The organism is Shewanella sp. SG44-6 (assembly GCF_014164185.1).
In the GTDB taxonomy this organism is placed as follows: domain Bacteria; phylum Pseudomonadota; class Gammaproteobacteria; order Enterobacterales; family Shewanellaceae; genus Shewanella; species Shewanella vesiculosa.
Genome location: NZ_JACJER010000016.1, coordinates 23,415 through 46,434 on the forward strand (window position 1 = coordinate 23,415; position 23,020 = coordinate 46,434).

General features: G+C 38.5%; 15 protein-coding genes. 6 read left to right on the plus strand and 9 right to left on the minus strand.

What is annotated here, in order from left to right:
* The 3 genes from H5185_RS04895 to traF all read right to left on the minus strand — a co-directional run.
* A partial coding sequence (locus H5185_RS04895) for a conjugal transfer protein TraG N-terminal domain-containing protein (protein ID WP_182741506.1) occupies positions 1 to 4,532 on the minus strand: 4,532 nt, incomplete at its 3' end.
* 2 nt (positions 4,533 to 4,534) lie between these two features.
* A complete protein-coding gene (locus H5185_RS04900; RefSeq protein WP_182741507.1) occupies positions 4,535 to 5,947 on the minus strand; it encodes a conjugal transfer protein TraH in 1,413 nt (470 codons plus the stop codon).
* Positions 5,937 to 6,941, minus strand: coding sequence for a conjugal transfer protein TraF (traF, locus tag H5185_RS04905; RefSeq protein WP_182741508.1), 1,005 nt, complete (start codon positions 6,939 to 6,941; stop codon positions 5,937 to 5,939). Before traF ends, H5185_RS04900 begins: the two co-directional genes overlap by 11 nt.
* Before the next feature lie 248 nt (positions 6,942 to 7,189).
* Between traF and H5185_RS04910 the strand changes: the two genes are divergently transcribed.
* Both H5185_RS04910 and H5185_RS04915 read left to right on the plus strand, forming a co-directional pair.
* Positions 7,190 to 8,422 (plus strand): ParA family protein, encoded by a 1,233-nt coding sequence (locus H5185_RS04910; protein ID WP_182741509.1) that lies wholly within the window; start codon positions 7,190 to 7,192, stop codon positions 8,420 to 8,422.
* Entirely contained in the window at positions 8,419 to 9,342 is a 924-nt protein-coding gene (locus tag H5185_RS04915; RefSeq protein ID WP_182741510.1) for a ParB N-terminal domain-containing protein, read from the plus strand. The genes H5185_RS04910 and H5185_RS04915 overlap by 4 nt, the downstream gene beginning before the upstream one ends.
* A gap of 260 nt (positions 9,343 to 9,602) precedes the next feature.
* Here the strand turns inward: H5185_RS04915 and H5185_RS04920 are convergent, their stop codons facing one another.
* Together H5185_RS04920 and H5185_RS04925 are read right to left on the minus strand one after the other, a co-directional pair.
* Entirely contained in the window at positions 9,603 to 9,905 is a 303-nt protein-coding gene (locus H5185_RS04920) for a hypothetical protein (RefSeq protein ID WP_182741511.1), read from the minus strand.
* Positions 9,906 to 9,907: 2 nt separating this feature from the next.
* The gene (locus H5185_RS04925; RefSeq protein ID WP_182741512.1) at positions 9,908 to 10,963 is read right to left on the minus strand and encodes a ParM/StbA family protein; all 1,056 of its coding nucleotides are present in this window, start codon (positions 10,961 to 10,963) and stop codon (positions 9,908 to 9,910) included.
* A gap of 385 nt (positions 10,964 to 11,348) precedes the next feature.
* Here H5185_RS04925 and H5185_RS04930 point away from each other — a divergent pair, with 385 nt between their 5' ends.
* The 3 genes from H5185_RS04930 to H5185_RS04940 are packed head-to-tail and all read left to right on the plus strand — an operon-like array spanning position 11,349 to position 14,757.
* Positions 11,349 to 11,882 (plus strand): TnsA endonuclease N-terminal domain-containing protein, encoded by a 534-nt coding sequence (locus H5185_RS04930; RefSeq protein ID WP_259396167.1) that lies wholly within the window; start codon positions 11,349 to 11,351, stop codon positions 11,880 to 11,882.
* Entirely contained in the window at positions 11,879 to 13,732 is a 1,854-nt protein-coding gene (locus H5185_RS04935; protein WP_182741514.1) for a Mu transposase C-terminal domain-containing protein, read from the plus strand. Before H5185_RS04930 ends, H5185_RS04935 begins: the two co-directional genes overlap by 4 nt.
* Positions 13,729 to 14,757, plus strand: a complete 1,029-nt coding sequence (locus H5185_RS04940; protein WP_182741515.1) for a TniB family NTP-binding protein — start codon at positions 13,729 to 13,731, stop codon at positions 14,755 to 14,757. The genes H5185_RS04935 and H5185_RS04940 overlap by 4 nt, the downstream gene beginning before the upstream one ends.
* On the opposite strand, the gene H5185_RS23270 is transcribed toward H5185_RS04940, so the two are convergent.
* Together H5185_RS23270 and H5185_RS04950 are read right to left on the minus strand one after the other, a co-directional pair.
* Positions 14,739 to 16,151, minus strand: coding sequence for a DEAD/DEAH box helicase family protein (locus H5185_RS23270; RefSeq protein WP_182741516.1), 1,413 nt, complete (start codon positions 16,149 to 16,151; stop codon positions 14,739 to 14,741). The genes H5185_RS04940 and H5185_RS23270 overlap by 19 nt on opposite strands.
* A complete protein-coding gene (locus H5185_RS04950; protein WP_182741517.1) occupies positions 16,148 to 16,675 on the minus strand; it encodes a hypothetical protein in 528 nt (175 codons plus the stop codon). Before H5185_RS04950 ends, H5185_RS23270 begins: the two co-directional genes overlap by 4 nt.
* A 221-nt stretch (positions 16,676 to 16,896) precedes the next feature.
* Between H5185_RS04950 and H5185_RS04955 the strand changes: the two genes are divergently transcribed.
* Complete coding sequence (locus tag H5185_RS04955; protein WP_182741518.1) at positions 16,897 to 17,217, plus strand: helix-turn-helix domain-containing protein; 321 nt, start codon at positions 16,897 to 16,899, stop codon at positions 17,215 to 17,217.
* Positions 17,218 to 17,300: 83 nt separating this feature from the next.
* On the opposite strand, the gene H5185_RS04960 is transcribed toward H5185_RS04955, so the two are convergent.
* Together H5185_RS04960 and H5185_RS04965 are read right to left on the minus strand one after the other, a co-directional pair.
* Positions 17,301 to 19,262: a hypothetical protein gene (locus H5185_RS04960; protein ID WP_182741519.1), complete on the minus strand. Its 1,962-nt coding sequence runs from the start codon at positions 19,260 to 19,262 to the stop codon at positions 17,301 to 17,303.
* Positions 19,263 to 19,319: 57 nt separating this feature from the next.
* The gene (locus tag H5185_RS04965) at positions 19,320 to 23,003 is read right to left on the minus strand and encodes a DEAD/DEAH box helicase family protein (RefSeq protein WP_182741520.1); all 3,684 of its coding nucleotides are present in this window, start codon (positions 23,001 to 23,003) and stop codon (positions 19,320 to 19,322) included.
* Positions 23,004 to 23,020 lie beyond the last annotated feature (17 nt).

Consider the following 23,020-nt stretch of genomic DNA (forward strand, 5'->3'; position numbering starts at 1 on the left):
GCAGCCGTTGCAGCAAGTGTGCCGCCATTATTCGCCGTGGCATTGGCAAACTCAGGTTTTGCTAATTCAGTTGTTGGCTCTGCTGTTTTGGCCGATTGCTCAGCATTACCAGCTTGGGCTTGTGGGCTGGCTTGAACTTGCTGACCTGGTGCTGTACCGGTTCTATTTTGTTCTGGTTGTGTATTAGCTGGGCCTTCATTTACGGAGTTATTACCTGCACTAAAAATTACATCTTTGGGGATGAATTCTGATTTTACCCCTGCGTTAGTAAGGCCTTCAGCAACATTGGACCTTAAATTTTCGTTTTCGATTGACTGAAGTAATGGCTTTATTTGGTTAGGATTGCTATTTAAGTAACCAGCTACTTGCTCAGTATTCGAAGTAAAGCCTGTTGCAACCTTATTCAGGTCACCTCTAACTTGGTCAATATCTTTTCCATAGCTTAATCCCCATAATCCTTTCATTAGATTATCGGAATTTTTAAATTTGTCATCTAGACCTGAGTTTATAGCTGCGCTAGATAATTCTTGTAACTTAACTTTGGCTTCAGTCGAATCCATCTGTTGGCCATTTGGTAAAGCACGAGCTTCTGCAGGAAGATCAGAACCAAAATTACTTCTATCATCGAAAGACTTTCTAAGATTTGCAAGTAACTGTTGATCCTCTCTTGATGCTGCGGGTCTACTTTCCATGCCTCTTAGAACATTTTGATGATTAGCATATTCATGTGCTTTTGAAGCTGCTGTGCTGAACACCTCAGCTTCATTGCCATAAGCCGATAATCCAAACTTATCAGACGTTAGTAGATCTGTAGCTTTAATAGGTGCCGAGTATTTACCATCGTTATTAATTTGATTACCAAAAGCTAGAGCAGCTTCTGGGTTACCATCTTTGATTGCTTGCTTTAATCCTAACTGGCTTAAACGCATTTGGTTATCAGCTGGAGAACCATTCACGAATTGTGATACAACGCCTTGCATGGTGTCACGCTCTTTACTTAGCTCTTGAGGTAATTGCTTACCGTCAGCTTTTAACTGGCCTTCCATTTTATCAATTGAATTTACATAAGAAGCAGCCATTGTTGCCATTGCTAATGCCTGGTCTTTGTTATTTGAACCAAAGGTTACTGATTCATTAGATTGCATCAGATCGCCCATGATTTTATTAACTTCTTTCGGGGCTACATCACGGTTTAAGAGTGCTTGTTTCCCTGGTTCTAATACTTCTGAAGATACACCTGTATTTTCAAGTTTAGCCGCTGCCATTTGAAGATGCATATTTGGATCATTTAATAACATTTCAGATATTGGTTTAGTTTTTCCTTCTTCGTTGAGCTTTCTTTCGGCATCAAATGCGACTTGCTTAGTATCGTTAAGTTTTTCTTTTCGATTATTCATATCTTCTTTCAAAATGGCAGATTTATTTTCTGCATCTTGAAGTCTTTCTGAACTTAAAGGTTTAGCAGCTACAGCATTTTCTGCGGCAGACATAGCACCTTCGTAGCCATCACGCCTATTTTGAATTCTCGCTGATGTATCATCAGTACCATTAGCAAGTGCAGAGTTCACTTTTCCTTGATGTGTTTGCATGTCGCGCTTAATCTCTTGCCCATCTTCAGATGGTGTGAGAGGTTTATTGTTTAGCACTAAGCCTAAACCGTTTTCTATAAATGCTTCGCCTACTTGTAACCCAGTTCCAACACCACCTATACGATTATTACCATTTACGGACATATCTTTTAGCATCGTGCCTGTCATTACAGATTCTGCTGCGATTGCATTTGCACCTTTACCTAATCCAGCTTCAGATCTAATGCTATCAAAAACAGCAGCTACACCTCTCGATTCATTCCCAAGAGCAGCACCGTTAACACTTTTTATTGCCTGATTAACTACATCTGATGTGTAGTCTTTATCAGTAGAGAGTTTTAGTAATTTACCTGAATCTTGAGCAAATTGAGACATGGACTCTGGGGCTTGGCCATTTGTAAGTTGATTAAGTGCGCTTGGTAAATCATTTCCTTTGAAGTTTGACCATTCTTGTCCAAATCTATCTTGAAGCATGCTATCTAATGCTGTGCCCGCTGCTTCCATATACTTATTAGCGTTTAAGTACTCAGTTGCTTTATCGCGGCCAGTTATTAGATCAGTAACCTTTACAGATGAGCTTGAATTAGTCGTTGATGCGTTCGCTTGTGTTTCAGACAATTCGTTTGATCTGCTTCTTGCTTCATTTAACATTCTAGAAGTTGTTGCAGCTTTATCGCTTGCGTTACTCCAATCGACTGATAAACGACTACCACCAGTTTCACTTCTACCATTCCTTTCAGATATAGCTTGGTCTACTTTGCTACCATCAACTTTGTTTATTGCATCCGAAAATTTTTCAGCATAACCAAGAGATTCGGATTCAGAATATTTTTGCTCAAGCCCTTGCGCTGTGTCTTGTAATGTTTTTTTAACATCAGACCAGCTATTTTCATGAGTTAATCCTCCTGAAACCCCGACCATTTTAAGGAAATTGTCAGCAACTTGTTTATATAAATTACCCATTTTTCCTGAGCCAAAATTCCCCCCCTTAGCTCGATTATCCTGACCACCAGCTTCGCCAAGGTCCATACCAACCCGTCCCGCAAATTTTTCTGCCATATCTTGGACTTCACTTTCTGATTTTCTACTTGCATCTGTGATTGCTTTACCGGTCACAGCATTTGTAGATTCACCCGTTTCTTCTGCAGTAGCACGAGTAGCCATTAATGAAGTCGTAACACCTTTTGATTGACCAGCTTCGGCAGCTTGGGTGTAGGAGTACCCTGAATCTAGATTTTGTGCTGTAGAGTTAAATATTTTAAAACCCTCGTTCATTGCTTGCGAGTTAGCTTCAGTTAACTGGCTTAAATCACGTTGCACAGCTGCACTGGCATTATTAGAAGCCTGGCTACCTGTAAATGTAGAAACGTCATTTGTAGTTGATTTACCGTATTCATCATTTTCTCTCCAGCCGTCGGATACTCTTGTTGAAGAGCGGCCAAGAGAATCGCTTACTGTATTGTTTCCAGTAAGTTTTATAGGTGGGGGGGTTAATGGTGCTGTATCAGGTTTGGCCCCACTCTGCATTTGGCTGGTTGCATTTATCATCGTATGTGCAGATCCATAGATAATCATCATTGCTAAAGAAGGGACCATTGTTTGCAACATGGCGGCTGTAGACACAAAAGTTTCAAGCTGAGTATAGGCTGCATCCATCCCCCCCCAAGTCTCAATAGACCACTCTGCCATTTTCGGGTTAATAAGGCAGTTACCACTACCTACTTGCCCTTGTGTGTCCATTGATCCACATAGCAGTTTATTTATGTAATAGTCATTATAAAGGTTAACGCCTACTTGAATAATAGGCCAAACATTTACAGCGATTAATATCATGAACCATTTCATGAACATCCCTACGCCCTTATCCCCTAAGCTGACAAGGAATGGCATTAAAGGTGCTAATAAGAATATGAATGATTCGAACCATGTAATTAATGCAGGAGCAGTTTCTAACCAAAAACTTGTTTGTGAAGCTTGTGATATTCTTCGGTTTTCCATGGCGGCATATTGTGTTGAAAAGGCCATAATATCTGACTCTTGTAACCAATCTGAATTTGCCGAGGCTTTAACAAATAATGCTTTCATCATGTTTTGATTATAAAAATCGATAGCTTTGGTATTAGATGTCCTCATGATGGCAAGGCCATCTTCAAGTAACGTCGGTGATGAGCTCGACAGCATCATTGCACTATTCTGTAGATCATCAGCAAATTGACTATTAGGACCAATCTTTGCACCTAAGTATGACCATGCATTTTCACAAGTCATAGTAATAACAGAACCTGCTTCGTTCATTTCTACAAACCAGCTACCATTGGTTTCGACTTTTAATAATGACCACGAAAACGGCGAGTTATTCAGAGCTTGCTGATCTACGCTACCGGTTCCGTTACCCGCTCTTGTTTGTGCATTGGCAATGTCACGGTTTACACATTCATCCATATAATTTTGAACGTTAACAGGAACCTCTCCCATAAAAATGGTTGAGTCAAATCCTGCAAAACGTGATTTAAGTAGTGCTGTCAGTGGCTCTATCGATACGCCTACCGATGATTGCGCTAAGCTACCGTTAGTAGACTGATAGCTATCCATTAACCCTTTAGAAAAACCATTGCCTATACCGGTTGAAAGCCAAGCACCAGCAGCGATGCCCACTGGTAAAACTATTGGTTGTGATAATTCACCACTTCTTGACGATTCAATTACAACCGGAACTTTTGGCATAAAAAGAAACATAAACAAGAACATAGATAAAAATACGGTTTTTATATGGAATTGCTTATTATCTAAAATCTGCTTAAACATTGCGATTAGTAAAGATAAACCTAAAGCAACACCAGGTAATCTTGAATTTCCAATACCGCCATCACTAAATGCCATTTCAGCTGCTTCAGCCATTCGGATCATAAAGTCAATATCACCTAAAGAATAAATGGTAATCATGCTTATTTGTCTCCAGTTAAAGCATTATGGATGGCTTGATTTGCTATAATTTTTTGGTTAATTGCTGAGCGTTCATTTTCTAAATCCTGTTGGGATTCACGTAATACTTTTACTCTACCTTCAAGATCCACAAACTTATTTTCTGTTGCAGCTGGGCTATCTTTTAAACTCTGAGCTAATTGAATTAATTCTTGGCCTAGTGAAATGGTCATATCTACAGAAATCATTGAACTAATTAGATCGCAGTTAGAATCAACTAGGTCAGCGTTACCTGAATTCTTAGCAATGAATCCTCTTAATGTCGGTCCCATTTTTTGCAATAAAGATGTTTGGTTATTATTAACCGCTTGTTTTCTCGGAATGCGACTCATAATAGAGGTCGAAAAGTTAGTTGAAGTGTTGTAGTCGTTTCCGCATAGTAAATCTTTTATTTGAGTTTTAAATGGCTTTAGGTAAAGAGCATTACTCTCCGAAACCGCTACTTCTTGTACATTCCAACAGTTAGGATCTGCTGATTCCGATTGAGTACATTTAATCATTTTCATATCCGTATTAGATGCCCCACCTTCAACCTCTCTTGGCATATATACATCTAATAGTGAAATAGTTGGATGTTTCTTAGTTAACTTAGATTGACCACCTTCGGCAGCACTAGATGTTAAACTAGTATCTACATTATTAATTTCTGTACCTAATATGGACATCAGTATTTGGGCGGTCGTATGTTGATCGCTACCCAAAACAAAGTCCCAACCAGTTAGGCTTTTCAATGCCTGATATGTTGAGTTGTACGAAAGCTTACTACCCGTTTTATTTTCTAAATCTGATTCACTCGATATTTTTTGAGATTCAACAACACTTGAAGCAAAGTCCGGTAGGTATGCAGAAGCATTTTTAGAGTAAGTATCCCAAAGCTTAGATTTCTTTTGTTCACGGACTGAGTTAGCACCTGTAATTGAATCAAAGGCTTTGGTCAGTGATTGACAATCACCTTTAACTAACTCATTCAAGCCTTCGAGTCTTTTGGCAAGGTCAGCCATAATTGCATTGCAATCAGGACATATCTGATCAAATGCTAATTGGAATGCGTACATGGGGGCTGCTGCTACTAAGCTTCGCCCCATTTGAACGAGTTCTTCTTTCTTCAGTATGGATAAAGAACCACCAAAAAAATCGATTCCATTACAACCAGCTTGGATGTATGGCGCACGGATAGCTATGATGTTGGGGTTATAAGTTTTAATCCTGACTCTAGCAGAACCCAATGAGACTCCATTCCGAGTATCACTACTATATCCTGTCGCACCGGAACCAGTTTTAAGCATCATGTCCCAAACTTTATCGAGCTCGTTTGCATGTGACGTCAAATGCGTAAAACTTAATGCAATCGAAAGGGCTAAAATTTTACTTTTCATTATGTGGTGCTCCATCATTGCCTGTTAATGTCTTACGCATTAAGTCAATTAGATAGTTAGGGTCGTCATAGACCTGCTCTGTATCTACTCGCTGTTCAGGGTTAGTCATTAACATTTCTTTGACCTGTGCTTGTTCGTTGTATTCTTCTTGAGTAAGTAAATTTTCACGTTTGGCTATTTGAATGCTTCGCTCAACGATTTCGGTTAATGCAGCAAGACCGCTCGAAAGTAAGTAAAAATCGTTACTTGATTTATCAACTAAATATAAAGTCGGAGTGGCTACAACATTAAAAGTTTGAGCCATTTCAGGAGTCGCAACTTTGTAATTTTCAAAGTATTGAAATTGATCGTTTGGTACAGGCCCACCATCTATAGAGACAGGGAGAACATCCCAACCAAATTCTTCTGTAACACGGCTGAGATAAGGTGTTTGTGTGGCGCAGTATGCACATGATGATGAATAGAAATAAATTAACGAATTGTTTTTACCAAGGCGCTTGAATAATTCCCACATATTTTTGTCTTGTGCGACTCTATGGGTTGTTAATGCAATCCCTGTTTCAGGTCGCCTTAATGACTCGTTTAAGTATGGGTCAAACATAGAGGTCGCTATGTACTGCGTCATAAACTCAGTAGACACATCAACAGCCGCACGTTGCATGTATAAATAACGCTTAACATCGTCTGGTGATCGGCTATTAATAGCCATAATCTTTGCTTTAGGAAGGTTTTCGCGAAACCAAGCTACTGTCATTGGTTCTAATGTAGATTTTGGCTCTGCCTTAACTGTGGCATCATCAGAAGGCTCAACACTCTGAGGGGGTGCAATTTCTTCCTCTATTTCTTCAATTTGCTCTGGTAACGGCTCATGCCAAAACCAACCTTCAGCGCTTCGCTCATAAAAGCCCTTACCGCTATCCTCATTAGCAAAAGCAGCAGAGTTAATCCCTATTAGTACAGAAATAATAAGAGGAAATTTTAATTTAGAGAGCATCTGAAATCCTTCAACACAGTTTGTTGTTATTGTAAGCTTGGGTATACTTTAACGCAACACAATACTTTAGATGTGAAAGAGTGGTTAAATACCAGGCTTTTTAGGTAAAAAAACACCGATAACACAAGCTGTAGAGTATTTTTTGCGGTGCTATGTGGTGAAATTGATGTGCTAATGGCGCAAATATGCATTGACCACCTCAAAAGTAGGTAATACAATCATGTTTTGAAAGTTATATAGGCTTATTTATGAATCCGGTACTACAAACTATTATTGATACGGCTCACAAGTGCCGTGATGCAGAGATTAGTCGTTATGAGGCTTTTTCTGAGTTCAATAAATCGAATGAAGAAATTGACTCCCTTATTTATAACCATTCGGTATCTCAAGCAGAAGCAGCCCGTATCTGTGGTTTTTCGGAGAATACCTTCCGAGAAAAAGTAAAATTAGCTATTGAAAAAAATGTTATTCCTGAGCTTCAAATGCTCAAAAATAGATATCTGTTCACTCTTGAACACTTACATTTGATGATGGATTGGCTCAAATTACCAAAAGTTTCAGACACGCAAAATTGTAATATTATTAATATGCAAAACCAAAAGGGCGGCACCGGTAAATCTACCACCGCTTTTACCTTGGCCACTGGGATAGCTTTAGATGTAAAGAAACGGGCGAAGGTTTTGGTCATAGACCTTGATCCGCATGGTACGTTAAGGAATTTTGTTGCTGCTAAGCCTGAAGATTATAACTCCATGTTAACTACTGTCGATCTTATGCTCGGGCCAATAGAGCCTAATAGTATTTATGCTGAATATATTGAAAGCGGTTATGACCACGAAAGTCTAGTGAAGGATGCTATCTTAAGAACGCATATTCCGACACTTGATGTATTGCCAGCATTTGAAACTGACTCTAGATTTAATGACTATGCATTGAAAATGTATTATGAATCGGGATCAATGTTTAATGCTTTAGCGTTGATGGAAGCTAATGTTTTAAGCCTGCTAAGAGATAGCTACGATTACATATTCATTGACACAGGCCCCCATTCAACGCCATTAGTTTGGTCAACAATGGATGTTTGTGATGGTATTATTTTCCCTGTGTCACCAAGAAAACTTGATTGGATTGTTACCTCTGCATTTCTAAACAACATCGAAAACATTTTTGCTGCCTTGCCAAATAAAGGGAACAATTTAAAGTTTTCAAAACTATTGATTGTAAATTTTGACGATGAAAAAAACCGCGATTTAGAAATGATGTACTACATCCAAGAAACAGTTGGTCGTTTCGCATTTAAATCTTTTGTAAAAAGATCCACTGCTTTTGAAGTCGCAAATAAACACTACCGGACTATTTATGATTTAAGAGCTTCAGATGGTCTGTGTCCAAAAATACAATTAGAAAAAGCAATGACCACAATGAAAGACGTAATTTTAGACTTTAATTTAATCATTAAAGAGCTTGGGAATAAGAAATGATGATTGAAAATAATAGGGGTTCATCCAGAGGAAGTAATTCTTTAAAGCTGAATTTACCCTCACCAATTAACTATAAACTAGCATCCGGTAAAATTGTTCGTTTCAAAGAAGTCACGATAGCTCATAAAGATATCGAGGCTTTAACAGCTGTGGACCTAACAGTTAACCCTAGGTTAACGAGCTCATTAACAGAAGCTAAATTAAAAAATCTATCTCATAGTATCAAACGAAATCAATTCTATGCGGTTGTAGGTTACCGTAGAGACAACATCATATACATCATAGATGGCTCTAGACGCAGGAAAGCAGCTATTATTGCTGGTGTAGGCCTTAGGGTGTTAGTGACTGATGATGATATACCTGAAGATGAGCTAAAGGATTTAGTTAAAGAATTTCAAACCAATGAAAATCTATCAACTCTCGAGTGGGGTTTGTTATTTAGTGCTGAGCTTGAAGCAAATGAAGAATTGAAGCAAAAGGATTTGTGCGATATTTACAATAAAACGACCAGCTTTATATCTAGGGCTGTTCAGGCTAGTCGCATATCACCTGAACTCTTAGGGTTATTTGAGAACCTAGACCCTTTAACATCTGATGAATATGACCAGCTAAAAAAGATAACTGATGAGTTAGTCAAGCATGAAATTTCTTTAGAGGATATAGGTTTAAGAGTTAAAGAAGAAAGATGTGATAGTAAGCCTAAAATTTTCAAATTCTTATTGGCAATTTTCCCGTCAAGTAGCAATAACAAAGTGGTGAAAGCTAAAGTGCCTGTAGAAAATGTCGTTTTCGTGTCTCGCAAACGATATATCAATAAACAACTTACACAAAAAGGAAAAGGTACGGATTTTAAATGTGCAGGCTTAACAAGTAGTGAAGTTGAGAAGATTGAAGAGTTTATCAAAGATTTAATTAAATAAAACAAAGGTAAGTGCCCGTCGCCAAACTAAGCACTTACCTTATACACGAGGAAAAATCATGTCTGTTTCTACAATGTTAGCAGTAGCTACACGAATAGCCAAGGGGCAACGGGTTTCAATACCCGCAATGCACTTTCGAGATTGGCCAATATTTTGTCGCTGCTTGAAGGAAGCTAAGCAGCAAATTAATAGCTAATCCGCTTATTCGAAAAAAAACCTGCATTAAATATAGCAGGTTTTTTTATACGGATAAAAATCACTTAATCGTATACTTCAAACATCGCGTCACTAATATCGAACTCGTCTACTTTTTCCTCTTTAACTGGTTCTTCCCTAATTTTACTAGCATCGCTAGATTCACTTTGCAAATTCTCAGATGATGGAACCGAATTATCATTCAGGTTGATATTGTTTTTGATTGAATTGTTTAGCATAGCCAATCCAATTTCCATCAGTGTTAACATCTCATCACGAACGGCTTCAGTTGGAAGTTTGGATAAATGAGCATGTAAACGATATCGCTTATTCGATATCCTAATATGTTTATCAAAAACTTTAGCCATAATTACCACTCTTTTCTCGAGATGGCTGCTTTACTAAATTGCTCACCCGCTGTTTGAAGGCCTTTAGCTACAGCAGTAATTGAGTCTTTAAGTAAAATAATTTGGTGTGCTGGAAATGCATTCTTAATCGCACCCATATAGATACTTGCAGAACCGCCAGCTACGATGATTAGGTCAAGATCTTGCCCGTCACCCACTTTGTCTACGATCTTACTAATAGCAGAATTTGTGACAGCATTTATGGCTGGGTTAAGATCAAATTGAGGTGTCCCTTCGCGTTTGTTTATTGGAAAATCCATTTCATGACCGAAAATTCGTAGTTTGGATGTGATGATTGCATCATCAATCAATTCAATATTCACCTCTTTAATTTTTTTAAATCGTTCAATTTTTACCATTTCATTTTTAAGTGCTGTAGCAGTAGATTCAAGAACTCTTGATACTCCTAAATCACAATCATCAGAACGATTACGATTTGGCTTTAGCCCTTTAGTTACTAAATAATCGACGGTTAGATATCCGACGTCAATCGTCAAAATCGTTAGGTTTTGGATTTCACGATATCTTTCATTTCCACCTTCTCTGATATAGCTGAGCAATGCACCTAAGGGCTGTTCGAAAACAAGAGTTCGTAAAACCACAACATCACGACCACCACCTAGGTCGTGCTTTTTAGTTGCTAATGCTATTAGTTCATCTTTCCTATGCATAACTGAAACAGGCAAACCTAGAACAAGGGCTTCAACTTTAGATGTTGGTAGCATTTTCAAAGCACCTTTAAGCAGTGCCATGTATCTATCGGAAGTTATGTAGCTTTCAGTATTCAACACTCGTGATGACCTGGCAGACTGAACTTTTGATACGTCTTCACCAACCTCGTAAAGTCCCATGTTTACCGGCACCTCCACAACTGCACGCTTATCTAAAACGCCTTCACCAATCGTGGATGATTGCTTAACTGGTACAGGAATGGACGGGAATGTTCTTATGAACGGGCCGTTATCAGTATTTGCAACAACTGTTGTGGTGCCATACCCAATTTCTACAGTAACAATCATAATCACCTCTAAACTTAAATTGCCCCCTTTATTGGAGGATTATGGCAATCATAAACACAAAAAGTTATATCGCAAGAGATCTGCTTTTGTCGCTGAACCCATACATTGACATAATGTACCCATAGTTTGACAAATTTAACCCATCCAATGACATAAAAATGGTTTTTGTAATTATGTTCCAAAAGCCATTTTCTTTAATATCAGTATCTTGAACGATTAATAACCCATACATTGACAAATTTTTGCATCTTAGTACACTAAATATACTTTATTCGTGCGAATTTAACTCATGTATATAAGAAGCTTACGCAAACCATCACCGAACAAAAACGTATTTAAATTCGCTAGCGCAAAAGTTAGCGAAACGATAATGTGTGAGAGTTCATTGGAGTTTGATGCGTGCTTTCATCATGAATACAATGATTGTATAGAGGTGTTTGGTAGCCAGCCTGAAGGGTTTTATTACGATTTTGAGGGCAAAAGATTGCCCTATACACCTGATGCGATAGTTCACTTTATTGATGGGACTGTAAAGTTCCATGAATACAAACCTTATAGCAAAACATTCGATCCAATCTTTAGAGCTAAATTTGTAGCCAAAAAAGCGGCTGCTCAGTCTTTGGGTGCAGATCTTATCTTGGTAACAGAACGACAAATCCGCGTAAATCCTATTCTAAACAACCTTAAAATTTTGCACCGGTATTCGGGTATCTATGGCTTGAATGAAATGCAAATTGAATTGCTTAAGCTTATTAAAAAAATGGGTAAAATTAGTGTTAACGATGTGGCAGTAAAACAATCATTAACATTAGGAGAAACCCGCGCACATCTGTATTCCCTTATACATCAAGGATTGATTAAGGCTAACTTAAGCCAAGATGATCTCGATTGTAACCCAGCGGTATGGTGCATCGAATGATGGACTTTGAAGATGAGTTCAGTGAGTCTGAATTAGTCAAGAAGCCCGATACCCCTATTCAATATGTGAAGTTAGAAGATACTACATTAGTCAAAAGAGACTTAGATACCTTTCCTGACTTTTTAAAAAATAAAGCGCTCGATAAATACCAGCTTATTGCCTTCATCGAAAAAACAATCACTGGTGGATGGACTCAAAAAAACCTAGACCCAATTCTTGATGCTCTTTTTACTACCGCCATGGAAAAACGCCCTAATTGGCGAACGTTAGTACGTTGGCGTAAAAGCTACATTGACAGTAACGGCGATCTTGCGTCATTAGTCGCCAAGCGACACAAAATGGGCAACAGAACGAGTCGAGTTCAGGGTGATGAAGCATTTTTTGAGCAAGCACTAACTCGCTTTTTAGATGCAAAAAGACCCAGAGTATCTACAGCATATCAATACTATAAAGACGCCATCACCATTGAGAATGAAAACATTGTTGATGGACAAATTCCTATCATTTCTTACAAAAGCTTTAACCAAAGAATAAAGTCACTACCTCCTTATCCTGTTGCAGTGGCGCGGCATGGTAAATTTAAAGCAGATCAATGGTTTGCTTATTGCTCATCGCATATTCCCCCTACGCGAATATTAGAGCGTGTCGAAATCGATCACACACCGCTTGATCTAATCCTGCTTGATGATGAGTTATCTATCCCACTAGGCAGGCCATATTTAACCTTAATCGTCGATGTTTTTAGTGGTTGTGTTTTGGGGTTTCACTTAAGTTATCGGTCGCCTTCATATGTATCAGCTGCCAAGGCAATCGTGCATGCAATAAAACCTAAATCATTTGAAGGTCTTGATATAGAGTTTCAAAATGAGTGGCCTTGCTTTGGTAAATTTGAAAACCTAGTTGTGGATAATGGAGCTGAATTTTGGTCAAAAAGTTTAGAGCATGCTTGTAAAGAAGCTGGTATAAACATTCAATTTAACCCCGTTCGTAAACCTTGGTTGAAGCCTTTTGTAGAACGTTTTTTCGGGATGATTAACGAATACTTTTTAACTGAAATACCAGGTAAAACCTTCTCGAATATTCTAGCAAAAGAAGACTATAATCCTGAAAAAGACGCCATTATGCGCTTCTCTACTTTTGTTGAAGAATTCCATCGTTGGATTGTCGACATTTATCATCAGGATTCAAATTCACGTGAAACTCGAATTCCCATAAAACAGTGGCAACGTGGTTTTGATGTCTATCCTCCATTGCAGATGAGCATTGACGATGAAGAACGTTTTAAAGTGCTTATGTTCATCACAGATGAAAGAACCTTAACCCGAAATGGTTTTAAATTTGAAGAGTTGATGTATGACTGTACTGCTTTGGCCGATTACAGAAAACATTACCCACAAACCAAAGAAACCATCAAAAAAATCATAAAAGTAGACCCTGATGATCTATCAAGTATCCATGTTTATCTTGAGGAATTAGGTGGTTATCTTAAAGTCCCCTGTACTGACAATAGTGATTATGCCAAGGGCTTGAGCCTTCATGAGCATAAAGTCATTAAGCAAATTAATCGTGAAACAATACGAGAGAGTAAGGACAACCTAGGTTTAGCTAAAGCGCGTATGGCAATTCATGCACGAGTTAAGCAGGAGCAAGAAGCATTTATTGCATCCAAAACAAAAGCTAAAATTACAGCGGTTAAGAAACAGGCTCAACTGGCTGATATTAGTAATACTGGTCAAGGTACAATTAAGCTTGAAAACAATGAACCGCTGCCAGTAATATTCAATAAACCAGAGCCGAATATCAGAGATGTTCTCGATAGCTGGGATGATAATTTAGAGGCTTTTGAATGAATACCTTAAGTCCTATTCAGATTGAGCAATTACAATTATTTAATGACTGTATTGTGCTTCATCCACAAATTAAAATTATTTTTAACGATTTTGATGAGTTACGATTAAATCGTAACTTTCAATCAGATCCCCAGTGCATGCTATTAACGGGTGATACCGGCGTAGGTAAAAACCACTTAATTAATAACTACAAAAAACGTGTCTTTGCCAGTCAGACTTACAGTCGACAATCCACTCCTGTATTAGTAAGCCGTATATCGAGCGGAAAAGGATTAGATGCAACCTTAACTAAAATGTTAATGGATCTTGAGTTGTTTGGTAGTCATCAAAGGAAAAAGCGTGGCTATACGACAGATTTGAGTAAAAAACTAGTCGACAGTTTGATTAAAGCTGAGGTTGAACTGCTTATTATCAATGAGTTTCAAGAATTGATAGAGTTTAAAACCGCTCAAGATCGACAATTAATTGCAAATGCCTTGAAGTATATAAGTGAAGAAGCCAAGGTTCCTATAGTATTAGTAGGTATGCCTTATGCCGACCTAATCGCAGAAGAGCCACAATGGTCATCACGTTTAATTCGAAGGCGAAAACTTGAATATTTTAGTCTTAAAAAAGATAAGAAGTACTATCTCCAATATTTGATGGGGTTAGCTAAGCACATGCCCTTTGAGGAAGCTCCAAAGCTTGAGGATAAGCACATTGCTATTCCCTTATTCTCAGCATCTAGAGGTGAGAATCGTCCATTAAAACATCTCCTATCCGAAGCATTAAAGCTAGCAATAATAAGTGGTGCTAAAAATCTTTGTGTTCAACACTTTGCTCAAGCTTATAAGCAACTTAATAATAGTGCTTATGAGGAAAATTCTGCTTTTATCAACCCATTTACTCAGCCAATAGATCAGATTCTAATTTCAGAAATAATTAAACCCACTCGTTATAATTCTAATGCAATGAGTCCTGAAGATATGTTTATCAAGCCAGTATTTTCTAAACCACAAACCTTGGCTCAGCTACTGAGTAAATAATTGTCAAACATCCTGACGATTTGCTCTTTATATGAACCTAGCAATGCCAAATTATAAGTGTTCTCTTCGTCAATGGCTGACTTATGTGAAGTGCTAGCATGCCCATTAGTATTGGATAATGAAAAACCTGACAGGTCCACATGTAACTCATTACCGACATTCCCCTGAGTAGCTTCACTCGATGTTAATTGCGGTAACTCTAGGTCTAAATCCTGTGAGCCAGTCTGCTCGATAACCACAGATTGCTCTGGTAAATCTTGGTCAATTCTATAAGCAAACTCTGTCAGACTTGTTTCTGCTAACGTGAATAACCAAGCTTGTTGAGCCTCATCTGAATTAACTCTTAATATGCGACCTAGCACTTGTCGGTAATGCATTTCAGTTTTTATTCGGCTTAAATGACAACATACTTGCAGCCTAGGGATATCAGTGCCTTCAGAAATCATCCCTACACTAACAATCCACTGAGCGTTACTTTGTCGAAAGCCATCAATAATACGGGAAGGATGCTTTAAGTTAGATGTCACGATACAAGCACTTTGCTTAAGGTCAAATACAAGTATTTGGAGTAATCGTTTAGCATGCTTAATTGACGCAGCGATAACTAAACCACCCGCATTCGGATTACTCTGGCGTATTTCTGCCAATTTTGTAACGCACTTATTCAACATATAATGCATTATTTGATGATGATTAATTAACGCTTGATAGCTGTATCTTAGATCTAACAAAAGCTCAGCTATAGATGCAAATGTCTCAGTCTTTTGATCCGTTTCTAGTTTGATTTTGTTGTTATCAATTAAAACAATATTCGGCTGACGACATACGTTATCCTCTATTGCGTGCTTTAATCCATAGCTAAAATCACAGTGGATTGTATTATCTGGTTCAGTGAATCGCGAAAGTACTATAGGGGCCTTATCTGAGCGCCAAGGTGTACCAGAAAGCGCCAAAGTATAAGCTTCATTATGTTGAATGTTTAACAGCACCTCCTCACCCCAAGCATTGGCATTAGTTAGTAGACTGCCCTTTAAGTGATGTACTTCATCCATAATCACAAACACTTTATGAGTACGCAAAAGCTGCCAGAATGCTTCTGTTAATGAGGGCATAAACTGATAGGTATAGACACTACCAATTGCTCCCATAAGTCCATCAAAGCGTTTGTTTAAGCGTTTAGAGAAGGTACTTCTAATGCTATCGTTGACTTCTGAAGATGGAGAAAAACACAGTACAAAGTCAATTTTACCCATAGCAATAAGTCTTGCGGCTAGTTCTGCCGCCATAATGGTTTTACCCGCACCTGGTGTGGCTAAACACATGAAATGACTTTGAGTTTGATATCGTGCTAACGCAGCATCAACGCATTGGCTTTGCCATTGCCTTAACTTCACTGTGATAAGCCTTTAAGGTCATTAAGACAAGATTCTACAGCCTTAATCTTCCCCATCAGGGTTGAACTTTGATTGCGAGCATTCATGTATCTGGGATAAAGCCTAGGTTTTGAATTTGGGATTACTTCAATGAGGCGTTTAAACTCTTCCGCCTCCCCAATGTATCCAAGTAAATCAACCTGGTATTGATTGAGTGTAGCCTTGAGTCGCGTTAATTCTTGAGAGCTGGCCGATGTCGTTACTGTCGTTTTCATGCGCGCTTTACTGGGCACTAGTTGTGACTTATCGAACAGTGCAGTTTTATAATAAACATGCTTTTTTCCCTGATATTTCTTCTCTAAAAATCCAATATTTACCAGTTTTGCGCAAGCACGACGAACCAACTGATCTATATCTTTTGGTGAAACAGAGGAATTTATCTTCATTATCGAATTTTTTATCTGAGTAACAGTGAACTGATGAAGCTCTGCGGCAATGAGAATACTAAACAAAGTTTCATTTATACGGATTAATTTTATAGTCACGATTTTTACCAATAGTTTTTAATTTCAATGTTTAACGAGCCACTCCATGACATTTTTTACTTTTAAATCAACGGTACCTTCATTGATCGATAACTTGATATGACTTAGCTCAGATAAAAACTTGACAACAACGAGCAAAAAGCTAAGGATTCCTTAGTATACCTCAAGGCAAAAAACTAAGACAATCTAAGTTATCTGGAATTAATAATAAAAATGAACTCGTGTCAGAAAAACAGATTAACCCATTGCCGCATAGGCTTAAGCAGGCTAGAAAGGCTAAGGGCATTAGCCAGAAGCAACTTGGTATCCAATTGGGTATGGAGCCCGGTACGGCAAGCGCGCGCATGAATCATTATGAAAAGGGCAAGCATACACCTGACTACACCACCTTAAAGGCCATGGCTGATGAGTTAGGTGTGCCTGTGGCTTACTTTTTTTGTGAGTCTGAAAGCACTGCGGAGTTGCTGTGTTTGCTTGAAAAGATGAGTGAGGAAGATAAGATCAAGTTACTTAATAATGTTAAAAAAAACCAAGTACCTTAATAAAGTAAGATGCTAGAAAATATACAGTTTTATTATAGATTTTTCATTGTTTTCAACTAGCCTGTTAAAAAAATGTACTATTTCTAAGGTTTTTCTTCATCTATAAATGGATCTAAGCTAGTTGAAGAGTTTTGCTCATTCAATATTTTATTTTTCCACCACTTACTAAGTTTTTCAGAAAGTTTTTTATAAATAGTAATTAAATTTATTCCCCAGAATGTGCCTAAGATGTTCAATGAAAACATTATAATTGTTGCCAATCCTAGAATAAAATTAGTTTCACCGTTAAAAACATCTAATCCTTTCAGCGAACCATAGAAGCCTAAAATTAATGAACTGCCTAGTATAGCTGTTACTATTAATGAGAGTGTCCTGCTACTTTTATCAATAAAGGACTCAAACTTAATTACAGTTTCGTCACTTTTCGATAATTTACTAATTACCGTAGATAGCTTTTCTTGCTCAAGAGTAATTGCACTAGCGACAGCTAAGTTCTTAGCTTCCTCTTTCTGCGCTTCAATACGTTTAACAATCTCCAATACACCTTCATCAGAAAAATCATCGCCGACCTCAATCGAGCAATCATTGACTTCTTTAAGTAGACTTTTGTGATATCGAACTATTTCTACCGTTTCGTCATCAATCACTCCTTCTGCGTTTAATCTTTTAAATCTAGATAAAAAATTATCCCATACAGAATCTGATTTATTCAATGTCGCGTATGCATGAGATACTAATGAATGAGTTGGTAAATCTTTATAATTATTTTGATGTTTTAACCAAAAAATAGTTGTTAACCAAGTATCTGAAATTACTATAGGAATACCAGAATCAATGTCAGATGAAAAAAACCTATTTGCGTGCTTAATTAACGAAGCATTTGGCGTTACAAACACTGAAAAATTATCATTAAGCGATTTAGTCACTACCCCCGCTCTGGAATTATTGACTCTAGAAATACAAATGACATCGTGTTCAATGCTTTGCTTGGAAGTTGAGCTTACTGCTCGCATTCGTTTTAAGTGGCTTTCTAGTTCTTTTTCATCACATTGATGCTCTGGATTTATTCTCCATCCATATTTGACGTTGATACCTAACCCCGCTAGGTTTTTTTCAAGTAAGGCCTGTTGCGTTTCTAGTTGCGGGATATCAATATTTCTGCTTAATAAAAGATGAAGCGTTGCTGGATTAAAGTTATCTGCGCTACCTCTTTTCAAATCTCTTTTCCAAGCCTCAAACAACCCTTCAGTTTCTTTTAATGTTTTATCGAAAATATAAACATTAACTTCAAGTGATTGCAGCAGCTGTAGTAACTCTTGAATTGCATTTTTTGACAAATTACCATTATAGCCAAGCAACGCAACAATTAAAGGCGTATCAAGATAAACACTTATATTACAATAAGTTTTCTTAGCTGAAACTTTCGCTTTCGTATCAGCAAAAAATAAATAATTCGCCAATACGACACCTTTAATAACTGTCTGCACCTCTTCCCAGTCCCTTGAGTTTTTTTGATAAAGGTGAGCGATGTAACTAGCAACCAAGTGAGACTCATTCTTTATATTGTTTTTTGAGTCTCTTTTAGATACAGCTTTTTTAGAAATTAACGATGCTACATTATTTTCAATAAAGGTAAGTAATATGTTCTCGGCATATTCTGCTGTAATTATTTTATCGAATGTTGAATTAGTGAACTCAATAAAATCAAAAATCACAGATGCCAATGCATCTTCGAGGTGAGCTTTGTTTTTTTCGTATTGCTCCCGAAAAGGAGTTAAATTTTCGCTTATGGGTACGTATAAATGATTCTCAATTTTAACAAGCTTATTTTTTTTGGCTCTCACTAATAGTACTTTAACAACTGCTTCTGGCGGCTTAAATCCAAACTTCTCTTTAAATTTATTTGCTAGAGAAGGTACATCAAAAGGATAGGCTTCAATCTCTAAGATAGTATTGGCTAAAAATGGAATATAGAGATCGATCTCATCTTTGAAATCATGAGCTTTTAATGATTCAAGTAATGCTAAATTGACAATTGCACTCATAAATTATCTAGTTCCTTTAAATTATTACAACAATTTAACACCTTAAACGCTCCACCATTAAGCCGTCATAGGCTCTTCAGCCATAACCACGGCATTTGCATTCACTTTTCGTATCACACCAAACAACTCGACTACTTTGCCTTCATCAAAAAAGCCGTAGGCGCTTTCGCCGTGGTAATCGGTAAATGGCGGTTCGAATATTTGGGCCATATCGAGTACGCCGTTGTGAACAAGGTAATCAATTACTTGGTCAACAAAGTTGATTTGCTCGGCATTGTAAATGCCGTCATCTAAAAAGCTGCTGAAGGCTTCTTTGGCAGCATTTAAGTCTAAGCCTACTAATTGGCGAATAAATGCGCCTAAGGGCTTCTCCTGCAATATTTGATGGCGATAAGCCTCTACGTCACTCATGCCGCTGGCATCCAGCAGCAACCCATCGAGTACGTCTAAGTCGGTTTGGGTGATCGGCTTATTACGTTTTAGCTTTTGAATGGTTAACTGATCTTGATGATCTTTAATATACAGCTCAATTTTCTTGCGATATTGGGCTAAATCCATGGTTGGGCTTTGATAAACAGCGGTAACGTCATGTACGCCTTTTACGTCATCTTCAAAGTTGGTGTACACCACTTCTTTTTTTTCTTTATCGATAGCGAACATTAAGTTACGTAAACGTCTACGTATATCTTCAAGTGTTACTAGATGGATGTCTTGCCAAAACTCGTGAGTTTGTATGTCTTGGATCAGTTGTAACTGAGCCTGAATGGCAGGAATATTAGCTTTTTCTTCTAGTAACTGAGCAAACTCCATTACTCGTAATCGAGATTGTTCCGGCACCATACCTTTTTCAAGCAATGCCAGTTGCATGGTTAAAATAATATTATCAAAGCGGTTCGATAAGTTATTGGGTTGTTCGTCTTGATTAAAGGCTTCTGCTTCAGTTGGTAGCACAGACACATGACTTTCTAGCTCAGTAAACTTGGTGTCATCGATATTATTCCAATGGTGGCGGTTTAAAAAGGGTTCAACCGCTTGGCGTTTTGGTCTAACAATAAAGTTATCGAGATTCATGCCTATAACTTGATGATGCAACATATCAAGCTGATAGGTGTTTAAGCCACGCAATAAATTACAGTCTTCTGGGTGCTTGTCTTGGTAGCTTTTATCTTGCAGGCGACTGTTAAGCAAGGTACTAAGCTTTACACGTTTTTCGAACACTTGTTGAGTCACCGGCAGAGCAATACTTACGGGCAAACCAGTTGGGTTAGCATCAAAGTATTCGAAGTTCTGGCAATAATCGAATACTTTAAAAGTGGTTTTATGATCATTCGGGCCAAATAAATCGGGGCATAAGCGTGTGCCACGGCCAATCATTTGGGTAAATTTTACCTTAGAGCGGATAACTTTAAAAAACACCAGGTTAACCACTTCAGGCACGTCAATACCGGTGTCGAGCATGTCTACTGATATCGCAATGCGGCAGGTCGGATTTTTCGGGTCAAAGTCTTTACGATCGTTTTCATCGCCGCCAAATTCATCTATTAAACTTTGGTTATATTTTTCAGAGTAAGTGATAACTCGTGCTAACTTACCCGCCCATTTGGGGTAGTTCTTGTTAAACACGGTTTCTAAAAATATCGCATGGTCATTATTAGTCGCAAATATGATGGTTTTACCAATCACATCGCCGCCTTCAACATGTATCCCGCCAAGTAAATCTTTACTCATTAGCTGGGCGAACATCTTTTCTGCGGTATCTTCGTTGAACAAGAATTTATTTAACTCTGACGATAAAACCTCTTCACGATCCTCAAGCTCTGTTTTGCTTTCCCACTCTAATTGCTCATCTTTCGACAACTCTTTGTATTTAATACCATCTCGTAAAAACTTAGTTTTAACGGTTATTTTAGTCGGCGGGACTAAGTATTTTTCGGCATAGGCGCTGACATCTTCATAGGCGTAGGTCGGCATGCCTTTTTGTAAGTCAAAAATGCTATAGGTATCTTTTTCAACTTCATCTTTTGGGGTGGCGGTTAAGCCCACTAACAAGCCGTCAAAATACTCAAAAATTTGCCGATACTTTGAATACACAGAGCGATGGGCCTCATCGACAATGATTAAATCAAAATGCCCGACACCAAATGGGCGCTCATCTGCACCACGGTCGAGTAGGTTTTTCATTGTGGGGTAAGTGGCAAAATACAAACGGCTTTCAATGCTGTCTTTGCTTTGGCCAGAACTTAACATAGCGCAACTCACGCGGGGTAATAGCCTAACGAAGTTCTTTTTCGCTTGAGTTAATAAAGCGTTGCGGTCGGCTAAAAATAAGATGTTTTTAATCCAATCATTTTTAACTAGCAAATCAACCAGGCTTATTACGGTACGGGTTTTACCTGTACCGGTTGCCATGACGAGCAGAGCTTTGCGTTGATGTTCTAATTCAAAGTCCTGCAAAATATGAGTAATTGCCGCTTTTTGATAGTGACGGTTAGTGATGTCGTTATTGATATCAAGGTTTTCAGTTTCAACAAGCGGGGTGTCATTGCCCGTCATAAAAAAAGCTTTACGATCGCGGCGGCGTTTTATCATTAGCGCCAGTTCAGCCTTAGTATAAAAACCTTGTACCTTACGTGGCGGATAAAAATAGTCATCCCACAAACGAGTTTCATAGCCATTGCTGTAAAATATCACTGGGCGCACGCCACACTGTTTTTGTAAGCAATCGGCATACAGTTTGGCTTGTTGCTGGCCGTCTTCTGGGCGGCGACTAGTACGTTTGGCCTCTACCACCGCCAGGGCGGTGCCGTCATCACCCCACAGCACATAATCCACAAACCCATTACCATTGGGGTTAGCGGTCGATAGAGGCATGCTGTTAACCGGATATTCGCGGTCGCGCGCTTGGTTTAAAGGCCAACCCGCTTCATTTAGCAGGGCATCAATTAAGTAATGTCGGGTTTCGGCTTCGTTATAGTCGTGAGTATCAAGTTGCGTTTCTGCGTTTTGTTTGGCTTTGGCGATTTGCTCAAGCAAGGCTTGGTTCTCGGCCTTTAACGCGGCGTTTTTACTCAGCTGTTGCTGATAATCATCACGCTTAACACTGTCACTTTCTGCCAGTTTTTTTTCGAGCTCTTGCACCCGCTTAATGCTGCTCATCGCCTTAGTTATAAGGCCTGCATCAATGGCAAGCTTGTGGGGGATTAATGCTTCATCAAACGGGGCAACGGTAAATTGCTGTCTGTCTAGCCCTGGAGTATAGGTGCGCACAAACCAATACAGCACATGGTGCAGCTCTTTTACCGATTGTAAGGCATCACGTTGTGGCAGTGCGTTTTTGCCATGAACCGCCTCGTTACCGATTTTGATAATCAGTTTAAGCTTAGGGAACAAGTTACTGCTGAGGTTTTGCTTAAAGCCTTGCTCATGAATAAGCGACATTAAAGTCGCATCATGGCGTGGACGTTTTAGCCAGCTATCGATGTCAAATACAGTTTCAACCATTAACTCCAAGGCATTACGGGCATAAAAGCCGGCAATACGTGGGTCGCTTTTAATATTGGCTTCAGCGCTTTTAGCCCGCAGCTGTATTTCAGCGCAGCGCATAGAATACAGATCATTGGCTGCTCCATTTGCAATCGCCACATCCATAAAGTCAAAATTACTCATGCCAAGAGAGTTAGCGCCAAAAGCGCTAGCGTCATGTGTGGCTGTGGATTCTGGAGGTTGAACCGTATCTGACATGTAAGTTCCTTTTACAT

Bases quoted from the DNA above. Each gene is read 5' to 3' on its own strand.
- H5185_RS04900 (WP_182741507.1), bottom strand. From the start codon at position 5,947: ATGAAAAGTAAAATTTTAGCCCTTTCGATTGCATTAAGTTTTACGCAT.
- traF (WP_182741508.1), bottom strand. From the start codon at position 6,941: ATGCTCTCTAAATTAAAATTTCCTCTTATTATTTCTGTACTAATAGGG.
- H5185_RS04910 (WP_182741509.1), top strand. From the start codon at position 7,190: ATGAATCCGGTACTACAAACTATTATTGATACGGCTCACAAGTGCCGT.
- H5185_RS04915 (WP_182741510.1), top strand. From the start codon at position 8,419: ATGATGATTGAAAATAATAGGGGTTCATCCAGAGGAAGTAATTCTTTA.
- H5185_RS04920 (WP_182741511.1), bottom strand. From the start codon at position 9,905: ATGGCTAAAGTTTTTGATAAACATATTAGGATATCGAATAAGCGATAT.
- H5185_RS04925 (WP_182741512.1), bottom strand. From the start codon at position 10,963: ATGATTGTTACTGTAGAAATTGGGTATGGCACCACAACAGTTGTTGCA.
- H5185_RS04935 (WP_182741514.1), top strand. From the start codon at position 11,879: ATGATGGACTTTGAAGATGAGTTCAGTGAGTCTGAATTAGTCAAGAAG.
- H5185_RS04940 (WP_182741515.1), top strand. From the start codon at position 13,729: ATGAATACCTTAAGTCCTATTCAGATTGAGCAATTACAATTATTTAAT.
- H5185_RS04960 (WP_182741519.1), bottom strand. From the start codon at position 19,262: ATGAGTGCAATTGTCAATTTAGCATTACTTGAATCATTAAAAGCTCAT.
- H5185_RS04965 (WP_182741520.1), bottom strand. From the start codon at position 23,003: ATGTCAGATACGGTTCAACCTCCAGAATCCACAGCCACACATGACGCT.